Origin of the sequence: Actinopolymorpha pittospori (genome assembly GCF_014873875.1) — a bacterium.
Classification (GTDB): Bacteria; Actinomycetota; Actinomycetes; order Propionibacteriales; family Actinopolymorphaceae; genus Actinopolymorpha; species Actinopolymorpha pittospori.
In genome coordinates this window covers 10355607-10377083 of record NZ_JADBEM010000001.1, presented here as the reverse complement: position 1 = coordinate 10377083, position 21477 = coordinate 10355607, and the positions used below count along the sequence as shown (strand labels likewise).

The following is a 21477-nucleotide window of genomic DNA, read 5'->3' as shown; positions in this document are numbered from 1 at the left end:
TCTCCACCTTACGGCTGCTCAGGCGCCAGCCCGTGGACGTTCACCCGGGCGGACCAGCCCCGTCTCGTAGGCAAGGATCACCGCCTGCACGCGGTCGCGCAGGTGGAGTTTGGCGAGGAGCCGCTTCACGTGCGTCTTGATCGTCGACTCCTCCACGAACAACGCCGCCGCGATCTCGGTGTTGGAAAGGCCGCGCCCAATGAGTTCGAGCACCTCCCGCTCGCGCGGGGTCAGCTCCCGCAGCCGGCTCAGGACCGCCGGGTCGGCCGGATGGTGCCCGTGGCTGGTCATCCGGTCGATCACGGTGCGGGTGATGGCGGGGGAGAGAAGCGACTCACCGGCGCCGATCGTGTGGATGGCCGCGATGAGGTCTTCGGGTCGGGTGCGCTTGAGCAGGAATCCCGAGGCGCCCGCGGCCAGGGACTCAAAGACGTACTCGTCGTCGGAGAACGTCGTGAGGATGAGGATCCTGGCGTCGGGAGCGGCGGTGACGATGGCGCGGGTCGCGGCGATGCCGTCGAGTTCGGGCATCCGGACGTCCATCAGAACGACGTCCGGCACCAGCCGCCGCACCTGTTCCACCCCCTCCAAGCCGTTGCCCGCCTCACCCACCACCTCCACCGTCTCGTCACTGGACAGGACGGCTCGCAGCCCCGCACGCATCAGGTCGTCGTCGTCGACCACGAGGACCCGCAGCCGGGCGGTCACGTGGCAGCTCCACCGATGGGCAGCCGCGCCCGCAGCAGGAACGCGCCGTTCCTGGCGCCGGCGTCGAAGGACCCGCCCAGCAGGGTGGCACGTTCGCGCATCCCGATGATCCCGTGGCCACCCACGCCGACGGCGCTGCGCCCGGACGTCGCAGGGTTGGGCATGGCCGGACCGCGGCCGCTCGGATTCGGGACGCCCGGGTTGCGGACAGTCGGGTTGGTCACGGCGATCTCCACGGCGTCGGCTCCGAACGCCAGCGCGACGTCCGCCGTCCCGCTGCCGTGCCGGGCCGCGTTGGTGAGCGCCTCCTGCAGGATGCGGTAGGCCGCCCAGGCCACGCCACTGGGCAGCGGCCGGGGCTCGCCGTGGATGTTGGTGGCGATGGCCAGCCCGTCGCCTCGGCGTTCGCGCAGCAGTTGCTCCAGGGCACCCGGATCCGCCGGGGTCGGCGGCGCGGCAGGATCTTCCTCACGCAACGCGTGCACCAGCCGGTCGATCTCGGTGACGGTCGTCCGCGCGACGTCCTCGATCGTGCCGATCGCGTGTCGGGTGCCCTCCGGGTCCCGGTCCTGCAGCAGCCTTGCCGCGCCGGCCTGGACCAGGATCACGTTGATGGCGTGGCCGGCCGAGTCGTGCAACTCCCGCGCGATGCGGGTGCGTTCCTCGGCGACAGCCAGGCGACGCTCGCGTTCAGCCTCCCGGGCCGAACGCCGCGCCTGCTCCTCCAGCCCGGCGATCCTCTCCCGCCGCAGCCGGGTCAGGTCACCGCCGATCCAGACACAGACGCTGACCGCAGCCCACAGGAACAGGCCCGAGGTGATCGTCGCGACGTCGACGCCCACCAGGAGGTAGGCGAGCGTGATCGCCGGGACGAACAACGCGACCGCGGCCATGGCCACCGCCCGCCGGGTCCGTCCGGCCCCGCCGTAGGTCAGCGCCACGGTGTAGGCCGCGACCATCGCGCCGAGCGGCAGCTCGAACGGGTAGCGCAGGTAGAGGAGCACGACCGTCGCGGCGGCGGTCAGCAGGTAGACGGTGAGGGGCGCGATCCGGCGTGCCGCGAGGGGGAGGGAGGCCACGGCGCCGAGCGCGAACGCCAGTACGTCGAGGGTCCGTGCGGTGGGGTCGGGCCTGCCGAACCCGCCGGACTGCAGAACGCCCATCGAGACGATGAACGCCAGCGCGGCGAGGGCCACGTCGACCGTCAGCCGGGAGAGGGGCGTGGCCGCTGCCACGGTTCGCCGGTTCACGACGCCAAGCGTAAGTCGATCGGCCGCCCGCCGGATCCCTCGCCGGGAGCATCCGGCCTACTCCCGTGGGGGGACGCCGAGACCACCCCGTGGAGCGTTCTCGGGGAGTGCCCGGCGTTCGTAGCGTCGCAGCGCAACCACAGGAGGTGGCGCAGCGATGACAGAACAGCCGCGGGCCGAGTCCCGCTCCCGATCGCAGTCCCCGACTGGGACCCGGCCCGACTCAGCTCCCGGACCGCACCACGAAGACGCCACCCCGGCCGGCTCCTCCAACGGCGGGCCGGGACGGCGCAGCGTCTTCGAGCGGCTGGCCGGCTGGTCCGGTCGGCACCGGTGGCGCGCGCTCGCCCTGTGGGCTGTCGTCCTCGTCGGCGCCACCGTGGCCGCCCAGGCCGTGGGCTCGGCGTACCAGAACGACTTCTCCCTACCCGGAACCCAGTCCCAACAGGTCGCGGACAAGCTGGCGGCGGACGCGCCCGACCAGGCCGGCGGCACCGTGCAGATCGTCCTCGAGCACCCCGACGGAGTGCGGTCGGCCGGGACCCAGGCCCGCGTGACCTCGATGCTCGCCGCGGTCCGGGACTTGCCCCACGTCGCCGCCGTCGAGAGCCCCTACTCCGGGGGGTACGCCATCTCGCGGGACGGCACGATCGCCTACGCGACGGTGCTGCTGGACGCACCGCCCACCGAGGTGCCCGTCGAGGACGTCCACCGTGTCATGGACACGGCGCAGCGGGCGAACGGCGACGGCCTGCGCGTCGAACTGGGCGGCGAGGCGGTCCGCGGGGCCCAGGCGGAGGGCGGCGGCGCGGCGGAGGGTGCCGGAATCCTGGCCGTGCTCGTGATCCTCGTGCTGCTGTTCGGTTCCCTGCTGGCCGCGAGCCTGCCGATCGTGATCGCGGTGTTCGCCGTCGGCGCGGCTGTCGGCCTGGTCGGGCTCGCCTCCCATGTCGCGGTCGTCGCCGACTTCACCACCCCGCTGATGATCCTGGTCGGTCTCGGCGTGGGCATCGACTACGCGCTGCTGGTCTTCTCCCGCTACCGCTCGGAGCTGGTGAGGAAGGTCGACCGTGAGCGGGCTGTGCGCAGGGCACTGGACTCGGCCGGGCGGACGGTGTTCTTCGCCGGCTGTACGGTGATCATCGCGCTGATGGGGTTGGTCGTCCTCGGGCTCGGCGCGCTGCAGGGCGTCGCGGTGGCGGTCGCGCTGACCGTCCTGGTCACGATGCTCGCGTCCCTGACCCTGCTGCCCGCCCTGCTGGCGATCATGGGCCGCCGGATCGAGCGTGCCGTTCACCGCCAGGCCAGCCGTGCCAGGTCCGCCGACGGCGATCGGTGGCGGCGGTGGTCGGCCTTCGTCCAGCGTCACCCGTGGCCCGCGGTTCTGGTCCCGGTCCTCGCCCTGGGCGCGCTCTGCGTACCGCTGGGCACCATGCATCTGGGTTTCGCCGACGCTGGGAACGACAGCGACTCGAGTACCAGCCGGCAGGCCTACGACCTGCTGGGCAAGGGATTCGGCCCGGGCTTCAACGGACCGCTGCTGGTCCTCGCCGAAGGCGATGCACAGGCCGCCCGCACCGCGCACGACGTTCTCGCGGACACGCGGGGAATCGCCGCGGTGTCGCCGCCGATGCCCTCGGGGCAAGACGACCTTGCCACCCTGCTCGTCTTCCCGGACTCCAAGCCACAGGACACCGCGACGGTGGACCTGGTCGACCGACTGCGCGCGGACGTGCTGCCCGACGTCGCGGCGGACACCGGTGCGACCTACCTCGTCGGTGGGGCCACGGCGGCAGTGGTTGACTTCTCCGATGCCGTCGCCGACCGGATGGCGCTGTTCGTCTGCGTCGTCGTCGGACTCTCCGCCCTGCTCCTGATGGCGGTGTTCCGTTCGTTGCTGATCCCGCTGAAGGCGGCCGTGCTGAACCTGCTGAGCGTCGGCGCGTCCCTCGGCGTGATCACCCTGGTCTTCCAGAACGGCGTGGCCGGCGGCCTGCTCGGTGTCGAACCGGGACCGGTCGAGGCGTTCGTCCCGGTGATGATCTTCGCGATCGTCTTCGGGCTCTCGATGGACTACGAGGTGTTCCTGCTGTCCCGGATGCACGAGGAGTGGGAGCGGACCCGCGACGCGTCCCGCGCGATCAGCGAGGGCCTGGCCACCACCGCCCGGGTGGTGACCGCCGCCGCGGCGATCATGGTCGTCGTCTTCGCGGCGTTCCTGCTCGACCCGAGCCGGATGCTGAAGCAGTTCGGGCTCGGTCTCGCCGTGGCGATCCTCCTCGACGCCCTCGTCATCCGCTGCCTCATCCTTCCCGCGGTGATGCAGGTACTCGGTGACAGGGCCTGGTGGCTGCCGAACTGGCTGGGTCGGCGACTGCCCCGGTTGGCGATCGACCGTGCGGGAATCGATCGCGGGGACGTCGATCGCGGGGACGTCGGTCGCGGGGACGTCGGTTGCGCCGAAGCACCGCGGGCAAGTGAGGGTTGACGGTGGTGGCGCGGTGTGGGCCGGCGGGCGTTCGTCCCGGCGGCCCACACCGCGCGTTTCCGGAAGGTTGACGGCGAGCCTTGCCTCGGTGCGGTCACGGGTGTGCGCGTTGGGGTCCCGGAGTCGGCCGGCCGGTGGTAGAAGTCGCGCGGGGAACGCGACCGGCACCACAGAACGGGGAACGCATGAAGCGGCAGATGATCAGCGGGTGCGCCGTCGCGGCAGCCGTGTTGGCGGCGTTGGCGGTGTTGACCGGGTGTACTCAGACCCCCGCCCTGGAAGCTGCGCCCGAGGAACGGCCCGCCGCGAAGAGCGTCATCGAGATCGAGTCGAGCGGCCTCGAAGTGACCAGGCCGGACTGGGCGCTCCTGACGTGTGCGGTGTTCCGGACCCACCTGACCGACGGGGTGCGCGCCTATGTCCTTGCTGGGTTCGATGCGCACGCGATGGACGTGGGCCTCCGTAACGCCGCCAGGGCGTTGGCCGCCGCAGCCGCTGCCGGCGATGCGCGGGCCGTCGCGAAGCTCGAATCTGGCATGCGGACCGCGTGCTACGCCTACGAGTCGAGCCTGGCCGTGGTCGCGGGCTCGATCGGCCACTCCTACGAAGCTCGATGAGCTCCCTCGGCCGGGGGTGCAGCGTGCCATCCTTGGGCCGAGCCGGCGGATCGAAGGAGGAGCGATGAACCCGCGAGGACGAGGGGGTAGAAGCTGCCCACCGAAGCACCCGCCGATGGGTATGTTCTGCACCTTCGGCGCGCTGGGGTGGGTGCGGTAGCGATGGCTGTCGACTCGGCGGTCGCCGACTACATCGCCGGACTACCCGACGGTCGGCGAGAGATCGTGCGCGCCGTCCACGAACGGATCCGGGTCGAGGTCCCCGAACTCGAGGTTCGCATGTGGACCCGCTTCATCGGCTACGGCCACTACCACTACCGGTACGCCTCTGGCCGGGAAGGCGACTGGTTCCCGGTCGGCCTCACCAACAACAAGCAGTACGTCTCCCTCTACATCTGCGCCGCCGACCAGGAGGGGTATCTCGCGGAGGCCAACGCCGAGCGGCTCGGCAGGGTCAGCGTCGGCAAGAGCTGCATCCGCTTCCGACGGCTCGACGATCTCGACATCGACGTGGCGGGCGAGCTCGTACGCCGCGCGGCCCATCTGGTCGCCGCCGGTCGCTTCGCGATGTAGCGAGCAGGGGGCGTTCGGTTCAGACCCGGGCAGGTGTCGTCTCGGCGTCGGTGTCGAAGGCCTGTTGGTGACGGCGGATCTCGGCGTGGTGGTCGGCTGACCACGCGGCCAGTGCGAGGACGGTGGACAGCAACGAGGTGCCGAGGTCGGTCAGGGCGTACTCGACCCGAGGCGGCACCTCGGGGTAGGCGGTTCGCGTGAGGAGGCCGTCGCGCTGCAGTTGCCTCAGTGTCAACGTCAGCATGCGCTGGGAGATGCCGGGGATCGCGTCGGCGAGGTCGGAGTAGCGGATCGGACCGTTGGCAAGGGTTCCGATGATCAGCACGCTCCACTTGTCGCCGACCAGATCGAGGATCTCGCGGATGAAGTCCGCGTCGGAGTCGTTCCACTGTGCGCACGGACCCGGCACGCTGCGCACGTTCTTTCGCACGCCGGTCCGCGTCTTCCGGAGCGTCGCCATGGTCATCGTCCTTCGTCGTCGTGGCCCACGCACATGAGTGTGCCTTTTGTAGGCCCCTGATTCTAATGCACGATGTGGCTACGAACAGAAGGTATGTATCAAGCAGAGCAAGGGTGATCTTCATGAAGATCGAGTTCTGGTCCGACATCGTTTGCCCCTACTGCGGACTGATGGACCACCGGCTGCGCCTGGCCCTGGACCGCTTCGAGCACGCCTCGGAGGTGACGGTGACCCACCGTTCGTTCCAGATACACCCCGACCTGCCCCGCGAAGGCATCACCCAGCGTGAGCTGTTCGAGGTGGCCGGGATGCCCCAGGCGACCGGGGAGCAGATCCTCACCTCGATCGAAGCGGTAGCCCGAAGCGAGGGACTCCGGCCCTACCACGCGCTGGAGCGGACGCTCGGCCCGACCGACCTTGCCCACGAACTCCTCGCCTACGCGACAGACCAGGGCCGCGGCGACGAGGTCTGGTCGGCGATGTTCCAGGCACACTTCGGTACGGCCCGCAAGCTGTGGACCGCCGAGCAGGTCCTTGCCTTCGCCGCCGAGGTGGGTCTGGACCGGGAAGGGGCCGCCGAGGCCATGGACAGCCGGCGCTACCGGGACCGGGTGGCCGCCGACCAGCGCGCCGCCCAGCGCCTCGGCGCTCGCGGCACCCCGTTCATCGTCCTGGACGGCCGATACGCCATCCCAGGCGCGATCGGTACGCAGGACCTGCTCTCGGCCCTGACCACCGCCTGGCAGGAGAGCCACCCCGCCACGATCTCGCTGCTGCCCGGTGTGGCCGGCACCGACGGCGTGTGCACCCCGGACGGCTGCGTGCTACCCGGCCAAGGCGACGGCTGACCCTGACGGACCCGCGCTAGGCGGCGGGCCCGTCGAGGTCGCGGCCACGAAGCAGCGCGGGCCGGTCGGCGCGGGTGGACCAGGGCGTGTCGTACGACGGGTCGTTGGCGAAGCGGCGGAGGGCGAGGCGGAGTCGGACCTGGGCGCCCGGCCCGATCCGCACCCGCAGCCACTTCCCCTCCACCTGCTGCCGCTCGCTCGACCCGTCGCCGGTGAGGACCGTCGCGTGCTCGATGACGTGCTCCCCGAAGCCACCCGCCTGGACGACGAGGTCGCGGTGGGCGTTTCCGCAGTTGACGAGGTGCACGGTCGCCGAGGAGCCGTCGACCCGCTCGACCAGCGCGGCGACCTCCGGCGGCAGCCCCGTCCGCCGAGCCACCGCGTCGAAGTAGCGGACCGTCGCGAACTGCAGCCCGCCGTGATACAGGTGCAGCGGCGTACCGTGCATGAGCTGGACCAGACCCTCGGGGAAGACCGGGCTCATGTTCTGCCAGTGGTGGACGTCCCACTCCGCCGGATCGCCGTCGTCGTGCCGGATCTGCTCCATCCGCTCGTGGAGCTGGCGGTGGTTGACCTCGAGGATGCGGTTGGGGTAGTCGGGGCTGCCGCCCTGGACGTAGGCGAACCAGTGCTGGCTGTTGGCCGCGCCGTTGCCCTTGACCATCCGGTCGGTCGGCTCGCCCCAGCGCTCCGATCCCGGCAGCCGGAGTACGCGGTCGAGGTCCTGCTGCTCGTGGCTGAGGCTCCAGCAGGCGACCGGAATCCGATAGTCCGGCGGGCGGAAGTCGGTCCAGCCGGCGTCGAGGTGCTTGTACGGCGTGACCCAGCCGTCGTCCTCCTCCCGGCCGAGTGCCCACAGCTCGTCGAGCTGGGAGCGGACCAGGTCGAGGTGCGCGGTCTTCCCGTCCAGCAGGACGGCGTTGATTGACCCGATCGCGACCGCCTCCACGAGCTGGGAGGCGCCGTGCGGCCACCGCCAGCCGTAGTAGCCGCCCCACCAGGCGCCGTCCATGTACTGCCCGATCACGTCGTCCAGCCCGACGTTGTCGGGGATGATGCCGCCGTTGCGTTCGGCGCGGGCCCGCCACGCGTCGTGGTAGTCAAGCACCCAGTCGCGGAAGCGGGCGTCGCCGGTGTAGAGGTACGCGTGCGCCATCAGGCTGGTCGAGGTGAGGTTGAGCGGGACGTCGCCGCGGGTCATCCGGGCGTTCATCCGGTCGAGGATCTCGGCGTAGACGGGGTCGTCGGTCCACTGGCACTTCGGCCCCGTGACGCCGGGCAGGTCCTCGAACGGCGGCGGGTAGTTGTCGAGCACCTCACGGTGCGTCGACCAGTCCTCGGCCGTGCAGGTGAAGCGTGGCCCGCGGGAGCCGGTCAGGGGTGAGCGGATCAGCCGGCGCGTCGGGTCGTAGTTCGGCGCGGCCGGGTCCTCGCCGGTGTAGAGCCGGGCGAACGTCACGGCGCGCTGGCGTTCGCGGAAGCTGGTCGGGTCGGCCTGGGCCAGCAGGTAGAGCAGGTTGTTGGCCTCGCCGTGGTGCATCCAGTCGTAGTACGCGTCGAACTCGCGGTGGATCTGGCCGTACTCCGTCCACTGCCAGGTGACCGCCTCCCACTGCCGGCGGGCGAGGGAGAGCAGCTGCTCCCCACCGCCGAGCAGGTAGAGCATTGGCAGGCCCTGGAACCCTTCGTAGGGGTCGTCCGAGCCGTCCATGCCGGGCCACTGCGTCCGCCACGGCAGCGTTCCGTCGGGCCGGGCGTAGCGGTCGACGAAGGTCAGTGCGGCCTCCTCGAACTCCCGCAGGAGCTCACGCTGCGACCGGGCCCACGCGGGCGGTGCGGCCTGCGCGCCGGATGCGATGGTCGGAAGGTCGCGGATCGGATCATGGTCGCTCATGAGTCCGTGTCTCCTGTGGTCGCGCCGGATACGGGCCCGTACGGGATGGCCTGCCCGCCTGGCACTGTAGTCGTCCTTGCGGGCTTGGACTTTACTCGCCGACCGGGATGGCCAGGCTGGTCGCGGCTATGGAAAACTGCCCGCTCGACGCAGGTGCCGGTCGGACGGAGGACGCTCGCATGAACGACGGTCGGGTGGACGGGAGCGGGGCCGACGGCCGACCGCTCGACGTCGCCGTGGTCGGGCTCGGCTTCGGCGCGGACTTCGTCCCGCTCTACGCCGACCACCCCCACGTCGGCCGGGTCGGGCTCGTCGACTCCTCACCCGAACGCCTCGCCGCGGTCGGTGACCGGTACGGCATCACCGACCGCTACACCCGGCTGGACGACGTACTCGCCGACGACCGCTGGGACGCCGTGCACATCCTCGCGCCGGTCGCGTTCCACGCGGAGTACTCCCTCGCCGTGCTCCGGGCCGGCAAGCACTGCGCCTGCGCCGTCCCGATGGCGACCGAACTCGACGACCTGCGCGCGATCGTCGCCGCGCAGCGGGAGTCGGGCAAGAACTACATGATGATGGAGACCTCGGCCTACGGGCGTGAGTACCTCCTCGCGGAGGAGATGTACCGCGCCGGCGAGTTGGGCGCGCTCACGCTCTACCGCGGCTACCACATCCAGAACCTCGACGGGTATCCCGACTACTGGCAGGGCTACCCGCCGATGAAGTACATCACCCACGCACTCTCGCCACTGCTGGCGCTGACCGGCAGCACCGTCGCCGACGTCACCGCTCTTGGTTCCGCCCGGATGAGCGAGGAACGCACCGCGCACTTCGGTAACCCGTTCCCGACCGAGGTGGGGCTGTTCCGGCTGCGGGACTCCGACGTCGTCGCCGACATCACGATGTCGTTCTTCCAGATCGCACGGTCCTACGTCGAGGGCTTCTCGGTATACGGCGACCAGCGCAGCCTGGAGTGGTCGGGTGTGCCGGACGAGCCCATGCGGATGTTCGAACTCCTCCCGCTGGGCCCGCAGGGGCGGGGGCGGTCCGCCCGGGAGACCGAACTGGAGCCGCCCGACTTCGCGTCCCGGCTGCCCGAGGCCCTCGCCCGCTACGTGCGGAAATACACCCTGACACCTGCCGACGGCGGACCGCCGGTCACGAAGGTCGCCGGGCACGGCGGCTCGCACCCCTACCTCGTGCACGAGTTCGTCTCCAGCATCGTCGAACGCCGGGCTCCGGCCATCGACGCCGCGACGTCCGCCGCCTGGACCGCACCGGGAATCTGCGCGCACGAGTCCGCGCTGCGCGACGGCGAACGCGTCCCGGTGCCGACGTTCTGACCGGAGTCCTGGATCGGCGTCTCTGACCGGCGCCGCGACCGGCGTCCTGGCCGGGCTCTCGGCCGGGGGCTCAACCCACCTTCGGCCAGGACGGGTTACGTCCGAGGTGCAGGAGCAACGCGTCCATCGGCGACGCGGTCGGCTCCGCCGGCAGCGCGGGGCCGAAGGCGGCTCCGGGTTCCTCGCGGACGGAGCCCGTCGGCACCTGCTCCGCGATCCGCTGCGCGGCCGCGACGAGGTCGGCGGCGAAGTCCGCCTCGACGCCGAGGCTGGCGGCGACGTCCCAGCCGTGCACCACGTAGTCGACCAGGTGGAAGGTGAGCGCCATCCGGCCCGGGAACGGGCTGTCCTCGCTGAACTCGGGAAGCCAGCACTCCCGGTCCAGTACGCCGTCGGCGCCGAACGACGCCTGCACTCCCCGCGCCGCCGCCTCGTAGTCGACGGCCGGATCCGGGCCGAGCGGCCGTACCTCCCACGCCGCCCGATCGCGACCGTTGCCGTCGGCCGCGGCGGCGAAACCCCGGTGCTGGGCGATCATGTGCGCCAGCAGGTCGCCGAGCGTCCAACCCGCGCACGGAGTGGGTCGCTCCAGCGCCGCGGCATCCACGCCGGCGACGAGTTCGACGCAGCGATCGACCGCACGCCGGTTGAGATCCACGAGATCCATTGTCCATCCCTCCAAGTAATAAGCAGACGTAGATAATCTACATCTGCTTATTATCCTGTCAAGGTCGTGCTGCCGTCGAACCGGGCGAGGCGGGCGAGGAGGTGTCTCGGCCGAGGTGCTCCCGGTCCGTGCCCACCGGGCCCGTGTCGCGGGATTTGTAGGATTGCCGGATGGAGCGGCAGGATCTGGGCGCACTCTTCGCGCGTATCACCCGCCGCCTCATCGACGCCGAAACGCCGCTGCTCGCCGCCCGCGACCTGAAGATGTGGGACTACGTCGTCCTGTCCCAGCTCGCGCAGCAGGAGGCCCCCACCCAGCTCGCGCTCGCCCAGGCCATCGCCTACGACAAGACGCGCCTGATCAGGCTGCTCGACGATCTCGAGGGCGAAGGTCTCCTCGTCCGCGAAGCCGACCCCACCGACCGCCGAGCGCGCATCGTGCGACTCACACCGGCCGGTGAACGCCGCCTGGCACAGGCACGTGCCGACATCCGCGCGATGGAGGAGGAACTACTCGGCGAGCTCAGCGACCGGGAGCGGAAGACGCTGCTCTCCGTACTCCAGCGGCTCGCCGGCGAGCCCGCCTAGCTTCCGCGCGGCGGATGACCCGGCGGCGTCTCCCGCCGGAAAACCACTGGCCGAGGCTCCCGTCGCCTTCCTACCCTCGCCCGCATGGAGCGCGCCGAGATCGCCCGCCTCACCGAGATCAATCGACGTGCCTGGGACGTCATCGCCGTCGTGCGAGGTGACGGCCTGCACCCGGGCGACCTGTTCGCGGAGGGTGTCGCGAACCTCGCTGCCGAGGAGCTGCCGATCTCGGACTGGCAGGGCCTCGACGTCCTGCACCTGCAGTGCGCGTCCGGGGAGGACACGCTCAGCCTGGCCCTCGTCGGCGCCCACGTCACCGGGGTGGACATCGCGCCGCAGAACATCAGGCACGCGCGGCGGAAGGCGGAGACCGCGGGCCTGGCCGCGAGGTTCGTCGTCGCGGACGTCTACGACCTGCCGCCCGACCTGCGGGCCGGGACGTTCGACGTCGTCTTCGTCAGCTGCGGAGCCCTTTGCTGGCTACCGGACCTCGATCGTTGGGCGGCGATCGTGGCGTCCGCGCTGAAGCTGGGCGGCCGTCTGCTGATGGACGAGATCCACCCTCTCAACGGCTGCCTGAGGGTCGACGGCGGTCGGCTCGCCGCCGTCGATGACTACTTCCGCCGTGGTCGACCCCAGTGGAACGCCGCGGGGCCCTCCTGCCTGGCGGGTACCGGAGCTGGTGACGTCATGCCGGAGTCGGTGGAGTTCCGCTGGCCCCTCGGCGATGTCGTCACGGCGATCGCTCGGGCGGGCCTGCGGATCGAACTGGTGGAGGAGTACCCGAGCGAGAGCCCCGACGGCCAGGCGGCCGAGCGGGAGGTGTCCAGGCTTCCCGGCGGCTACGTCCTGCTCGCCGCGAAGGACCGCGAGTCGGGTCAGGGAGCAAGCGTCAGCGCGCGGTAGACGCCGACCACGGTGGCGGCCCCGACGATCTCGCCGGTGTCGATCAGGTGGACGGCCTCCTCGAGCGGGACCCAGCGCACCCGTTCGGCCTCGTTGATGTCCGGTGTGTCGTGCACCTGGTCGGCGCCGCGGGCGAGGTAGAGCTCCTGCGGCTGGTCGAGCGAACCGACGGACGGCTGGAACGTCACCAGGTGTCGCATCGAGCGGGGGCGCCAGCCGGTTTCTTCCTCGACCTCCCGGGCGGCAGCGGCCGCGATGTCCTCGGCCTGGTCGACGTAGCCGCCGGGGAGCTCCCACACCCACTGGTCGATGACGAACCGGTGCCGGTACATCAGGAGGACCCGGCGCTGCTCGTCGAGGACGACGGTCATCGCGCTCCGCGGCATCCGAGCGACGTACTGCGTGAACCGCGTTCGGTCCGGAAGCTCGACGTCGACGCTCGACAACCGGATGTGGCGGTTATCGTCGACGACCCGTTCGCCCAGGATCCTCCACCGCGTGCGCACCGAGGTCACAGCGCGCACCCTATCCGCCGGGCGCGTGAGGCGCGTCAACGTCAGGATACGGTTTCGGGGCGGGCCCAACGTTCGTACCCGTGTCCGACACAGCTTTCGCCCAGGCGGGGCGGCGAGGAGGCGTTGGCGTGCTGATCGAGGGACGCACCCTCGGTGACGCCGGCCTGAGGCTGCTGCTCGACGCGGCGTTTCAGGAGATGGTGAGCCGGTACGGCGCGGAGGGGCGGTCAGGCGTCCACCCGGACGCGAGGTACCTCGTCGCCCTCGTCGATGACCAGCCCGTCGGTTGCGGCGTCGTCCAGCCGGCCGGGCCCACTGCCGGTGAGCTCAAGCGGATGTTCGTGCTGCCGGGGCATCGCGGGCGGGGAGTGGCGCGGTCGCTCCTGCGTGCGTTGGAGGACCTCGCGCGCGCCCTCGGGTACGACGTGCTGCGGCTGGCGACGGGAGTACGTCAGCCGGAGGCGATCGCGCTCTACGAAGCCAGCGGCTTCACGTCCGTCCCTCCCTACGGCAAGTACGTCACCGATCCGCTGAGCCGCTGCTACCAGAAACCGCTCAGCGAGCATCCCCACGTACCGTCTCCCGATGACTCTCCCGCACAGGCGACACGACATCACTGAATCCGCGTGCGGGTGGCGACGGAAGTGCGCCAGCCGCACGCGATCGGTCACTACGGAGCCGGTGGCTCCACCCGGGTGCCCCTACTGTGGCCGCCGGGCCGATGCCGTAGGCCCGAATGGTGGTCATGCTGTACACGTCTCCGTGGTCGGTCTGGGTCTTGGCGCGGAGCGCGACGAACTTTCCGGGCGTGTTCGGATGGTTGATGATGACGTGCCACTTCCTGGTCGCGTCCCGTACGGTCGGGACGTTCCTCCAGGTCTTGCCCTCGTCGAACGACACCGCCACCGTCGCCGACTGCGGTGTGCCGGTGCCCTCGACCTCGGCGACCGTGAGGTCGAGCCGGAAGGGTCGACCCGCCGGCGCTCTTCCGTACAGGTCGTAGTCACCGTTGATGCCGATGTTCAGCAGCCGCATCGGGTGCCCGTCATGCCCCGTCGGGGGGCGGTGGCAGGTGAACTTCCAGTAGGCGTGGATGGAGGTGGCGTACCTCGACCACGACACGTTTCGTCTCGCCAGAAGATCGAGTGAGTACGACGTGGTGGCAGCCGGCTGCGGCTCGGTTCTCAGGAAGTTGGGATCGTTCGCCCGGGCGGCGGGTTCACCACGCCTTTCCAGTACGGCACTGCCGGTCACCCCGGCCTCGTCCAGGATGAAGAAGGTCGTGCCGACATCTCCGGAGGCGAACGGCTGGAGGGTGACGTTCATCGAGAGATCGTCACGACGCACACCGTGACCTTCCGGCCGGAAGGTGGCTGGGTTCCAGAGCCCCAGAGTGGTGACGCCGATGGGAATGACCGCGGGAGCGCGCACCTCCGAGTAGATCGGGACGGCCGGGTCGCGGCCGACGTCCACGGACGCGAACCATGGCAGGGGCGCGCCGCCATACGCCGAGCTGGTGAACCGGACCCGGGTGGAAGGGATGCCCGTCGGATAGAACCATCCGAGCCCGACCTGAACATCCCCGGGGAGCTGTGCCTCGCGGAACAGCGTCCCTTTGAGCCCCAGCCCGGTCCCGGCCGCGTTGTACCTGGAGCTGATTCGACCCAGGTCGGCGTTTCGGAGGTGGTAGGTCGGGTTCGCGGGGACCGCTCCGGACTCACCGACAAGCAGGTCGTAGACGCCCCAACTGGAGTTCGAGGACTGGAACATCGCGAAGTTGTAGGGTCTGTCGGTCACCGCGGCGGTCTGCAGCGCGAAGGCGCGGAAGGGCGTCGCCCCCGGCAGGGTGACCAGAGTGGTCCACGGCCGGCCCGCGAACAGCTCGATGACACCGAAGGTCGTCACGATCGGCGTGGGGTCCGGGGCCTGGGCCGTCGCCCGGATCTCGTGCGCCTGGCGGGCGTCCAGCGTCAAGGTGAGGTTGCCGCTGACGGTGAAGTTGGGCCGGGCCAGCAGCGTGTAGCTCGTCGGCTGGAGACGCTGCGTCGTCACGATGATCTCGCCGAAGCTGTACGACCCGGGAGGAAGAGCCACTCCGAGGCCAGCCGGTCGAGGCTCCAACGGGTAGACGTCCTCGGTGTCGCGGTTGAGCACGACGGGTTCGGTGAAGAAGGCCTCGTCGACCTTGGTGATGAGCCTTCCGTTCCGGTCGATGAGCTTGATGAGGAGGTTGGCGGTGGTCGCGTTCGCGGCAGGAGGTGCCGCCTTTCGCGCCGAAGTGGCGCCGGACGACATGGGCATGGCGCCCCCGCCCGCATGATGCGTCGACGCCAGCGGGCGCAGGGAGACCTGCTGGATTCCGGCGGCGAGCGCATCGCCGGTGGACCGCGACCCGGCCGGTTTGGGCTGCTGCGACCCCACGAGCCACTTCCAGAACGACGCCGCGTCCTTCTTCCCGAGGCCGAGCGCGGTGGAGGAGTCGCCGCCGGTCGTTCGCCCAACGGTCGCTCCCGCCGGAACCCCTTCCAGGGCTGTCCGACCGGGGGTGTGGCGGGCGAGGAGTGGCAGTTCAGGAGATGAGGCGTCGTCGTACCCCGCGGCGACGAGACCCGCCACATCGAAGAGTCGCGGGTCGAGGCGACCAGCGCGTACGAACGCTCCAGCGTCCGCGGGTACGACGTCGATCGCGTCGCCCCGATAACGGATACTGACCGGGTTGGCCGCGCGGCCCGCCCCCGGCATCGGGATGACCGACCTGGTGCCGTCGGGCTGGGTGGTGACCCGGACCCGGTCGCCGGTGATCAGGGTGACCGTCGAGATGCTGGGCTTGTACTGCGACGCACCGCCCGAGCCGTCGTCGCCATGCGCGTGCCCAGGGTCAGCCGAGAGTCCGAGGGGTTCGGCGCCGGCGTACTGCGCGCTGGAAAGTAAGGCGACGCCAACGAGACCTACGATTAGCGATTTCCAAGCTCGAGGCATTTGCTCCCCATCGTTTCCTGAAACATTGCCGAACGCTCATGACGTTCCGTCGGTATCTCGGGCGGAGTGCGCTGCGGAAACAATGGCCACGTTGTGTGGCCTCACAAACCTCCCGACCGGTTTTTTTCGTTCATAAATGGACATTTGCGCATGGTCGTGTGAGAAACTCACGACCCACCCCATCGCAGGAGCCCGCGAGTCGAACCCATTCGCGCCGGGTAGGGAAGCCGGGTGGACTTCGGAGTGGGTTACTTCCCAACACATGACGGCATGCGCCCTGGCGAGGTCGCGCGGATGGTCGAGGAACGTGGTCAGGACGCGCTGTTCTTTCCCGAGCACACCCACATACCGGCCAGTCGCGAGTCTCCCTATCCCGGTGGCGGTGAACTCCCGCGGAAGTACAGCCACTGCTACGACCTGTACGTGGCGCTGACCGCGGCCGCCGCGGCGACCACGACCCTGCGGATCGGCAGCGGGGTCACCCTGATCATCCAGCGCGACCCGATCGTCACCGCCAAGGAGGTCGCCAGCGTCGACCACATGTCCGGTGGCCGCTTCGAGTTCGGCGTCGGTCTCGGGTGGAACCGCGAGGAGATGCGCAACCACGGGACCGACCCGCGGACCCGGACGGGTCTGATGCGGGAGCGGGTCGAGGCGATGAAGCAGATCTGGACGCAGCACGAGGCCAGCTACCAGGGAAGGTTCGTGTCGTTCGATCGCATCTGGTCCTACCCCAAGCCGGCGCAACGGCCCCACCCGCCCATCCTGATCGGCGGGGACGGCCCCACCGTCCTGGACCGGGTGCTCGCCTTCGGGGACGCCTGGATCCCCGACTTCTCCGGTGACCAGATGTTCGGCCGGATGGAGGAGTTACGGGCCCGGGCGGACCGTCCGATCGAGATCCAGACCCTGGACACGCCCGTCGACCCCGCGCTGTTCGAACGCCTGGCGGCTGCCGGCGTACGACGGGCGAACCACTGGCTCCCGTCCGGCCCGCGCAGCATCGTCGAGCCGGCGCTCGAGCGCTGGGAAGCCGCCATCGGTCAGTTCAACGGCGGCTGACCCGGTGGACTTCGGAGTGGGTTACTTCCCGACACACGACGGGATACGGCCAGCCGAGGTGGCACGGATGGTCGAGGAGCGTGGACAGGACGCGTTGTTCATTCCCGACCACACCCACATCCCGGCGGCCGTGGTGACCCAGACGGGCGGGACGCTCCAGCGGAAGTACGTGCACATCTACGACCAGTTCGTGGCCCTGGCCGCGGCGGCCGCCGCGACGACGACGCTGCGGATCGGCAGCGGGGTCACGCTGGTCGTCGAGCGTGACCCGATCGTCACCGCCAAGGAGGTCGCCAGCATCGACCACATGTCCGGTGGCCGCTTCGAGTTCGGTGTCGGGGCCGGCTGGAACCGCGAGGAGATGCGCAACCACGGCACCGACCCGCGGACCCGGATGGCGCTGATGCGGGAGCGGGTCGAGGCGATGAAGCAGATCTGGACGCGGCACGAGGCCAGCTACCAGGGAAGGTTCGTGTCGTTCGATCGGATCTGGTCCTACCCCAAGCCCGCGCAACGGCCGCACCCTCCGATCCTCGTCGGCGGGGACGGCCCCACCGTCCTGGACCGGGTGCTGGCCTACGGCGACGGCTGGCTACCGCACTTCACCGGTGCCGAGGTGTTCGACCGGATCGAGGAGGTTCAGGCCCGGGCGGACCGTCCGATCGAGATCCAGTTCCTGGACACACCGGTCGACGCGGCGCTGTTCGAGCGCATGGCAGCTGCCGGCGTACGACGGGCGAACCACTGGCTCCCGTCCGGCCCGCGCAGCATCGTCGAGCGCGCGCTGGACCAGTGGGAGGCCGCGATCAGGCAGTTCAACGGCGAGTGACGCGCCGCCGTTCAGCGAAGATTGACGGTGATCGACACCGACGAGCACACGAAGCCCACCACACCAAGATCGTCAAGGCGACCTTGGCGGCGACAGGATCGTGGCGCGAGGGCCCGCCCGTCGCGTGATGTTGTTTGACGGATCAGCCGCGGGGGAACAGCGCATCCGTCGTCGAAGCCAAGCAAAATGTGACGCATTGTTTCTCGCCACACCCTTCACCCGCGAATACGGGCACAGGAATGCCTGGACCCTGAGAAGCTGTTGAGAAAGCAGATCACCGGGGAGGAACGCCAAGGTGGGCGGTATCGCTCCAGAAAAGGACGGCATGGGCGCGGCGGATCCCGCTCGGCGACGCTTGATGATCGTTTCGGCGAAGCTCGGCGGCGGACACGACGCGGCAGGACGTGCCCTTGAGGAGGCATGGCGGCGCCACTGGCCCCATTCCGAGGTTCGCTGGGTCGACACACTCGACGCGATGGGGCCCGGAGTCGGCGCGGCATTCCGGTGGATCTACGTGTCCAGTGTCGAACGCGCGCCGTGGCTCTATGAGTTCTTCTATCAGGCAACCTGGCACTATCGATGGTTCATGCGGTCTTCGAAACTGTTTACCTCCACCTGGGCGGGTTTACGGATGGCCGAGGAGATCGATGGTTTCCAACCCGACGCCATTCTCAGCACCTATCCGTTGGGGAGCGGAGGGCTGGCCTGGCTGCGCAGACGTCGTGGACTCGCCGTCCCCATCGCCGCGTGGGTTCCGGACTTCTCCCCTCATCCGTTCTGGGTGCACACCGAACTCGACGCGACGTTCGTCATGCACGAGGAGGCCGTCCCGGTGGCGCGCGCGTCGGAGCCGTCGGCCGACATCCGCGCCTCGGCGCTGCCGGTGCGTCAGGAGTTCCGGCCGGGCGACCAGGTGGCCGCGCGCCAGCGCTTCGACCTCGACCCCGATGCGTTCGTCGTCCTCGTCGCGGGCGGCGCGTTCGGCTTCGGTATCGCCGAAGGGTTGGTCCGCGCGATCCTCGACGCACACGAACGGGTCCAGGTCGTGGCCGTGTGCGGACGCAACACGGCGGCGCTTGCCCGCCTGGAGGCCCTGGGCCTCTACCGAACGCGCCTGCTGCCCCTTGGCTGGGTCGAGGACATGGCGACGCTCAACCAGGCCGCGGACGTGGTGGTGACCAACGCCGGAGGGGCGACCGCGCTGGAGGCGATCGCGTGTGGTGTCCCGGTCCTCATGGCCGAGCCGATCGCGGCGCACGGTGTCGCGAACGCCCGCCTCATGACCAAGGCCGGGCTCTCCGACCTGTGCATGTCGAAAGCGCAGGTCACCAACCGGATAAGGGCGTTCGTGACGGAGGAGGGGACGCTGCGGTCGCTGCGCAGCACCGCGCGTGCCCACGTCGTCAACCACGACCTTGCCGCGGACGTCGCCTCGTTCGCACCACCGGGGGAGCCGGCCCTGAACCGTCGACGCGCGCCGTCCGCCGGACAGAACCTGCGTCGAAACGCCTGGCCGATGCGGTCGGCCGATGCGTACTTCGCCCACGTGGAGGACGCCACGGCCCCGCAGGAAGTCGGCGCGGTACTCGAACTCGACCCCGTCGAGGAGGGGACCGCCGGGCCGGTCACCCTGCGGCAGGTGCGCGAGATGGTGTCCGCCCGGATCCGGCACCTGCCACCGCTGCACCGGCAACCGGTGCACCGCGGCAACCGGATGGGCTGGATGTGGCACGACGAGATCGACGTCGACGCGCACGTCACCGAGTACCCCGGCGGGCCGCTGATGTCCGACACCGCCACGACCGAGGCGATCGAGGAGGTCTGGTCGCGGGCCGCGCCACGGGACCGGCCGGCCTGGCAGGTGGTGCTCTTCCGTCGCGGTGACGGCGGCCGGAGTCTGGTCGGCATCAAACTGCACCACGCCATGGGCGACGGAACCTCCGCGCTGGGCCTGCTGGAGAGCCTTCTCGACGCCGACCCCAGTGACCTCGAACCCGCGACGGAGGGCGCCGGTAGCGCACCCGCGTCACCGCCCGCGGAGTCGGGGAACCCGGCCGAACTGCTCCGCGGCCTGTGGCACCTGGCCACCCGTGGCCGGGCGCCCCGCCATCCGCTGAACCAGCCGCTGACGACCGAGCGCCGCTCCGTCGTCTTCGTACCGCTGCCCGGCAAGGAGTTCCGGCGTACGGCAGAACAGTTCGACGTCAGCGAGCACGAACTCGCGATCGGCGTCGTCGGCCAGGCGCTGGAACACCTCCTGGCCGGCACCGGCCTGGTCACGCCCGGCCACCCCCTGCGCGCCATGGTCCCGATCACCAGACCCCACCGGATCGACCAGATCTCCGGCAACTGGAGCGGCGCGGTCCCGCTCGACCTGGTGATGGGGGAGATGTCGGCGAAGGAACGCCTGGACCGCGCCTGCGCGGAGATCCGGCGCGGTCTCGCACGGAGCGAGCCGCGAGCCGCGGGAAAGGTGCTGCGAATGGCGGGCCTCCTGCCGCCGGCCGCGCTCGCCCGGTTCGCCCGGTACAGCTACACCGAGCGCTTCTTCAACCTCGTGGTGTCCTACGCGCCAGGTCCACGTGGGGCTCGACGGTTGGCCGGCGCGCTCGTGCGGGCGATCTATCCGATCCTGCCGCTGTCGGCCAACGTGCCGCTGGCGGTCGGCATCCTCACCACGGACGACACCGCCGCGATCGGGCTGGTGGCCGACCGCGGCCTGGGGCTCGACCCGGCGGCTGTCGTGGCGGCGACGCAGGGTGCCTTCCGGGAGTTCGTGGAGGCGTGAGCGTGGACCTCGGCACCGCTTTGGCGATACCGATTGCGATCGCGGCGGCGGCGTCCTTCGGCGGCGCCGCGAGCCTGCAGCACTCGGCCGCGCGCCGCGCCCGCGATGTCGGACTCGGACCACCCCTGCTGCTTGAACTGTTGAAGCAGGAAGGCTTCGTCTTCAGCATCGGGCTCGGCGTCCTGGGCTTCGCCCTGCAGGCGCTGGCGCTGCGGCTCGGGCCGCTGATTCTCGTCCAGCCGCTCCTCATCACGGGCACCTTCTTCTACATCCTCTTCATCTCGGCCCGCATGCGGATGCGCCCCGACCTCACCTTGATCATCGGGGTGGCGATGGCGCTCGTGGGCCTGAGCGCGTTCCTGCTCATCGCGCAGCCCTCGAACGGGCGGGACACCTTCGACACCTCGGCCGCGTTGCCACTCGGGCTGGGCCTCATCGCAATCGTGGGTGGCTCGCTGCTGCTGGCGACCTGGCTGCGGGGCGACGCGCGGGTCATCCCCATCTCGGTGGCGGCCGCGGTCTGCTACGGCGTGATGGCAGGGCTCGTCCGCAGTCTTGTCACGTCGTTCAACGGCGACGTGGGCGCGCTGTTCAGCGACTGGCAGTTGTACGCGGCGATGATCGTCGGACCGACCGGATTCATGCTGAACCAGCAGGCCTTCCAGAAGGGCCTCCTCGGTGTGTTCACGGTGACGATCATCACCGTGGGAGACCCGGCCGTCTCGATCGGCATCGGCATCGCCTGGCTGGGAGAGAGCATCAGGGGCGGCGCCCTGTGCAACCTGGGCGAGGTCGTCTCCCTGCTCGTGGTGGCCGCCGGGGTCATGCTGGTCGCCACGCGATCCCAGCACCTCACCGCCGAACTCCATGCCCGCGACGAACGCAAGCGGGAGCTCAAGCGGTCCCCGCGCCCCTGAGCACCGGCGCGTTCCGGACATATGCCGACCTGGGCCGCCGCCGCAG

Annotated in this window: 19 protein-coding genes; 12 read left to right on the top strand and 7 right to left on the bottom strand. The window is 70.2% G+C overall.

The window, feature by feature from the left end; translation table 11 throughout:
- Positions 1-18: 18 nt before the first annotated feature.
- The gene (locus tag HEB94_RS48035; RefSeq protein WP_192756011.1) at positions 19-708 is read right to left on the bottom strand and encodes a response regulator; all 690 of its coding nucleotides are present in this window, start codon (positions 706-708) and stop codon (positions 19-21) included.
- Complete coding sequence (locus HEB94_RS48030; protein ID WP_192756010.1) at positions 705-1958, bottom strand: histidine kinase; 1254 nt, start codon at positions 1956-1958, stop codon at positions 705-707. Before HEB94_RS48030 ends, HEB94_RS48035 begins: the two co-directional genes overlap by 4 nt.
- Positions 1959-2115: 157 nt before the next feature.
- Between HEB94_RS48030 and HEB94_RS48025 the strand changes: the two genes are divergently transcribed.
- The 3 genes from HEB94_RS48025 (at position 2116) to HEB94_RS48015 (ending at position 5636) form a co-directional block, all read left to right on the top strand.
- The gene (locus HEB94_RS48025; protein WP_192756009.1) at positions 2116-4446 is read left to right on the top strand and encodes an MMPL family transporter; all 2331 of its coding nucleotides are present in this window, start codon (positions 2116-2118) and stop codon (positions 4444-4446) included.
- A 185-nt stretch (positions 4447-4631) separates the two neighbouring features.
- Positions 4632-5063, top strand: a complete 432-nt coding sequence (locus HEB94_RS48020) for a hypothetical protein (RefSeq protein WP_192756008.1) — start codon at positions 4632-4634, stop codon at positions 5061-5063.
- Positions 5064-5225: 162 nt separating this feature from the next.
- A complete protein-coding gene (locus HEB94_RS48015) occupies positions 5226-5636 on the top strand; it encodes a DUF1801 domain-containing protein (protein ID WP_192756007.1) in 411 nt (136 codons plus the stop codon).
- Between the two features lie 19 nt (positions 5637-5655).
- On the opposite strand, the gene HEB94_RS48010 is transcribed toward HEB94_RS48015, so the two are convergent.
- Positions 5656-6096 carry a winged helix-turn-helix transcriptional regulator gene (locus HEB94_RS48010; protein ID WP_192756006.1) on the bottom strand — a complete coding sequence of 147 codons (441 nt, stop codon included), beginning with the start codon at positions 6094-6096 and terminating at the stop codon, positions 5656-5658.
- A 122-nt stretch (positions 6097-6218) separates the two neighbouring features.
- Between HEB94_RS48010 and HEB94_RS48005 the strand changes: the two genes are divergently transcribed.
- Positions 6219-6944, top strand: a complete 726-nt coding sequence (locus HEB94_RS48005; protein WP_192756005.1) for a DsbA family oxidoreductase — start codon at positions 6219-6221, stop codon at positions 6942-6944.
- 16 nt (positions 6945-6960) lie between these two features.
- Here HEB94_RS48005 and HEB94_RS48000 read toward each other — a convergent pair whose 3' ends face one another.
- Positions 6961-8838: a DUF8034 domain-containing protein gene (locus tag HEB94_RS48000; protein WP_192756004.1), complete on the bottom strand. Its 1878-nt coding sequence runs from the start codon at positions 8836-8838 to the stop codon at positions 6961-6963.
- A gap of 179 nt (positions 8839-9017) precedes the next feature.
- Here HEB94_RS48000 and HEB94_RS47995 point away from each other — a divergent pair, with 179 nt between their 5' ends.
- Complete coding sequence (locus HEB94_RS47995) at positions 9018-10181, top strand: Gfo/Idh/MocA family protein (RefSeq protein ID WP_192756003.1); 1164 nt, start codon at positions 9018-9020, stop codon at positions 10179-10181.
- Positions 10182-10251: 70 nt separating this feature from the next.
- On the opposite strand, the gene HEB94_RS47990 is transcribed toward HEB94_RS47995, so the two are convergent.
- On the bottom strand, positions 10252-10848 hold the full coding sequence (locus HEB94_RS47990; RefSeq protein WP_192756002.1) for a TIGR03086 family metal-binding protein: 597 nt from the start codon (positions 10846-10848) through the stop codon (positions 10252-10254).
- A 170-nt stretch (positions 10849-11018) separates the two neighbouring features.
- Between HEB94_RS47990 and HEB94_RS47985 the strand changes: the two genes are divergently transcribed.
- Both HEB94_RS47985 and HEB94_RS47980 read left to right on the top strand, forming a co-directional pair.
- The gene (locus HEB94_RS47985; protein ID WP_192756001.1) at positions 11019-11435 is read left to right on the top strand and encodes a MarR family winged helix-turn-helix transcriptional regulator; all 417 of its coding nucleotides are present in this window, start codon (positions 11019-11021) and stop codon (positions 11433-11435) included.
- An 84-nt stretch (positions 11436-11519) separates the two neighbouring features.
- On the top strand, positions 11520-12341 hold the full coding sequence (locus tag HEB94_RS47980; RefSeq protein WP_192756000.1) for a class I SAM-dependent methyltransferase: 822 nt from the start codon (positions 11520-11522) through the stop codon (positions 12339-12341).
- On the opposite strand, the gene HEB94_RS47975 is transcribed toward HEB94_RS47980, so the two are convergent.
- Positions 12314-12856: an NUDIX hydrolase gene (locus tag HEB94_RS47975; RefSeq protein ID WP_337918488.1), complete on the bottom strand. Its 543-nt coding sequence runs from the start codon at positions 12854-12856 to the stop codon at positions 12314-12316. The genes HEB94_RS47980 and HEB94_RS47975 overlap by 28 nt on opposite strands.
- Before the next feature lie 128 nt (positions 12857-12984).
- Here HEB94_RS47975 and HEB94_RS47970 point away from each other — a divergent pair, with 128 nt between their 5' ends.
- Positions 12985-13476: a GNAT family N-acetyltransferase gene (locus tag HEB94_RS47970; RefSeq protein WP_192755999.1), complete on the top strand. Its 492-nt coding sequence runs from the start codon at positions 12985-12987 to the stop codon at positions 13474-13476.
- Here the strand turns inward: HEB94_RS47970 and HEB94_RS47965 are convergent.
- Positions 13412-15835, bottom strand: coding sequence for a hypothetical protein (locus tag HEB94_RS47965; protein WP_192755998.1), 2424 nt, complete (start codon positions 15833-15835; stop codon positions 13412-13414). The genes HEB94_RS47970 and HEB94_RS47965 overlap by 65 nt on opposite strands.
- A gap of 270 nt (positions 15836-16105) precedes the next feature.
- On the opposite strand from HEB94_RS47965, the gene HEB94_RS47960 reads away from it, so the two are divergent.
- The 4 genes from HEB94_RS47960 (at position 16106) to HEB94_RS47945 (ending at position 21431) form a co-directional block, all read left to right on the top strand.
- The gene (locus tag HEB94_RS47960; protein ID WP_202896946.1) at positions 16106-16897 is read left to right on the top strand and encodes an LLM class F420-dependent oxidoreductase; all 792 of its coding nucleotides are present in this window, start codon (positions 16106-16108) and stop codon (positions 16895-16897) included.
- A 4-nt stretch (positions 16898-16901) separates the two neighbouring features.
- Positions 16902-17726 (top strand): TIGR03619 family F420-dependent LLM class oxidoreductase, encoded by an 825-nt coding sequence (locus tag HEB94_RS47955; RefSeq protein ID WP_192755996.1) that lies wholly within the window; start codon positions 16902-16904, stop codon positions 17724-17726.
- 295 nt (positions 17727-18021) lie between these two features.
- On the top strand, positions 18022-20514 hold the full coding sequence (locus tag HEB94_RS47950; protein WP_192755995.1) for a wax ester/triacylglycerol synthase domain-containing protein: 2493 nt from the start codon (positions 18022-18024) through the stop codon (positions 20512-20514).
- Positions 20511-21431 carry a DMT family transporter gene (locus HEB94_RS47945; RefSeq protein WP_192755994.1) on the top strand — a complete coding sequence of 307 codons (921 nt, stop codon included), beginning with the start codon at positions 20511-20513 and terminating at the stop codon, positions 21429-21431. Before HEB94_RS47950 ends, HEB94_RS47945 begins: the two co-directional genes overlap by 4 nt.
- Positions 21432-21477 lie beyond the last annotated feature (46 nt).

Bases quoted from the DNA above. Each gene is read 5' to 3' on its own strand.
- HEB94_RS48025 (WP_192756009.1), top strand. From the start codon at position 2,116: ATGACAGAACAGCCGCGGGCCGAGTCCCGCTCCCGATCGCAGTCCCCG.
- HEB94_RS47965 (WP_192755998.1), bottom strand. From the start codon at position 15,835: ATGCCTCGAGCTTGGAAATCGCTAATCGTAGGTCTCGTTGGCGTCGCC.
- HEB94_RS48000 (WP_192756004.1), bottom strand. From the start codon at position 8,838: ATGAGCGACCATGATCCGATCCGCGACCTTCCGACCATCGCATCCGGC.
- HEB94_RS47980 (WP_192756000.1), top strand. From the start codon at position 11,520: ATGGAGCGCGCCGAGATCGCCCGCCTCACCGAGATCAATCGACGTGCC.
- HEB94_RS47995 (WP_192756003.1), top strand. From the start codon at position 9,018: ATGAACGACGGTCGGGTGGACGGGAGCGGGGCCGACGGCCGACCGCTC.
- HEB94_RS47985 (WP_192756001.1), top strand. From the start codon at position 11,019: ATGGAGCGGCAGGATCTGGGCGCACTCTTCGCGCGTATCACCCGCCGC.
- HEB94_RS47990 (WP_192756002.1), bottom strand. From the start codon at position 10,848: ATGGATCTCGTGGATCTCAACCGGCGTGCGGTCGATCGCTGCGTCGAA.
- HEB94_RS48020 (WP_192756008.1), top strand. From the start codon at position 4,632: ATGAAGCGGCAGATGATCAGCGGGTGCGCCGTCGCGGCAGCCGTGTTG.
- HEB94_RS48015 (WP_192756007.1), top strand. From the start codon at position 5,226: ATGGCTGTCGACTCGGCGGTCGCCGACTACATCGCCGGACTACCCGAC.
- HEB94_RS48005 (WP_192756005.1), top strand. From the start codon at position 6,219: ATGAAGATCGAGTTCTGGTCCGACATCGTTTGCCCCTACTGCGGACTG.
- HEB94_RS47960 (WP_202896946.1), top strand. From the start codon at position 16,106: ATGCGCCCTGGCGAGGTCGCGCGGATGGTCGAGGAACGTGGTCAGGAC.
- HEB94_RS48010 (WP_192756006.1), bottom strand. From the start codon at position 6,096: ATGGCGACGCTCCGGAAGACGCGGACCGGCGTGCGAAAGAACGTGCGC.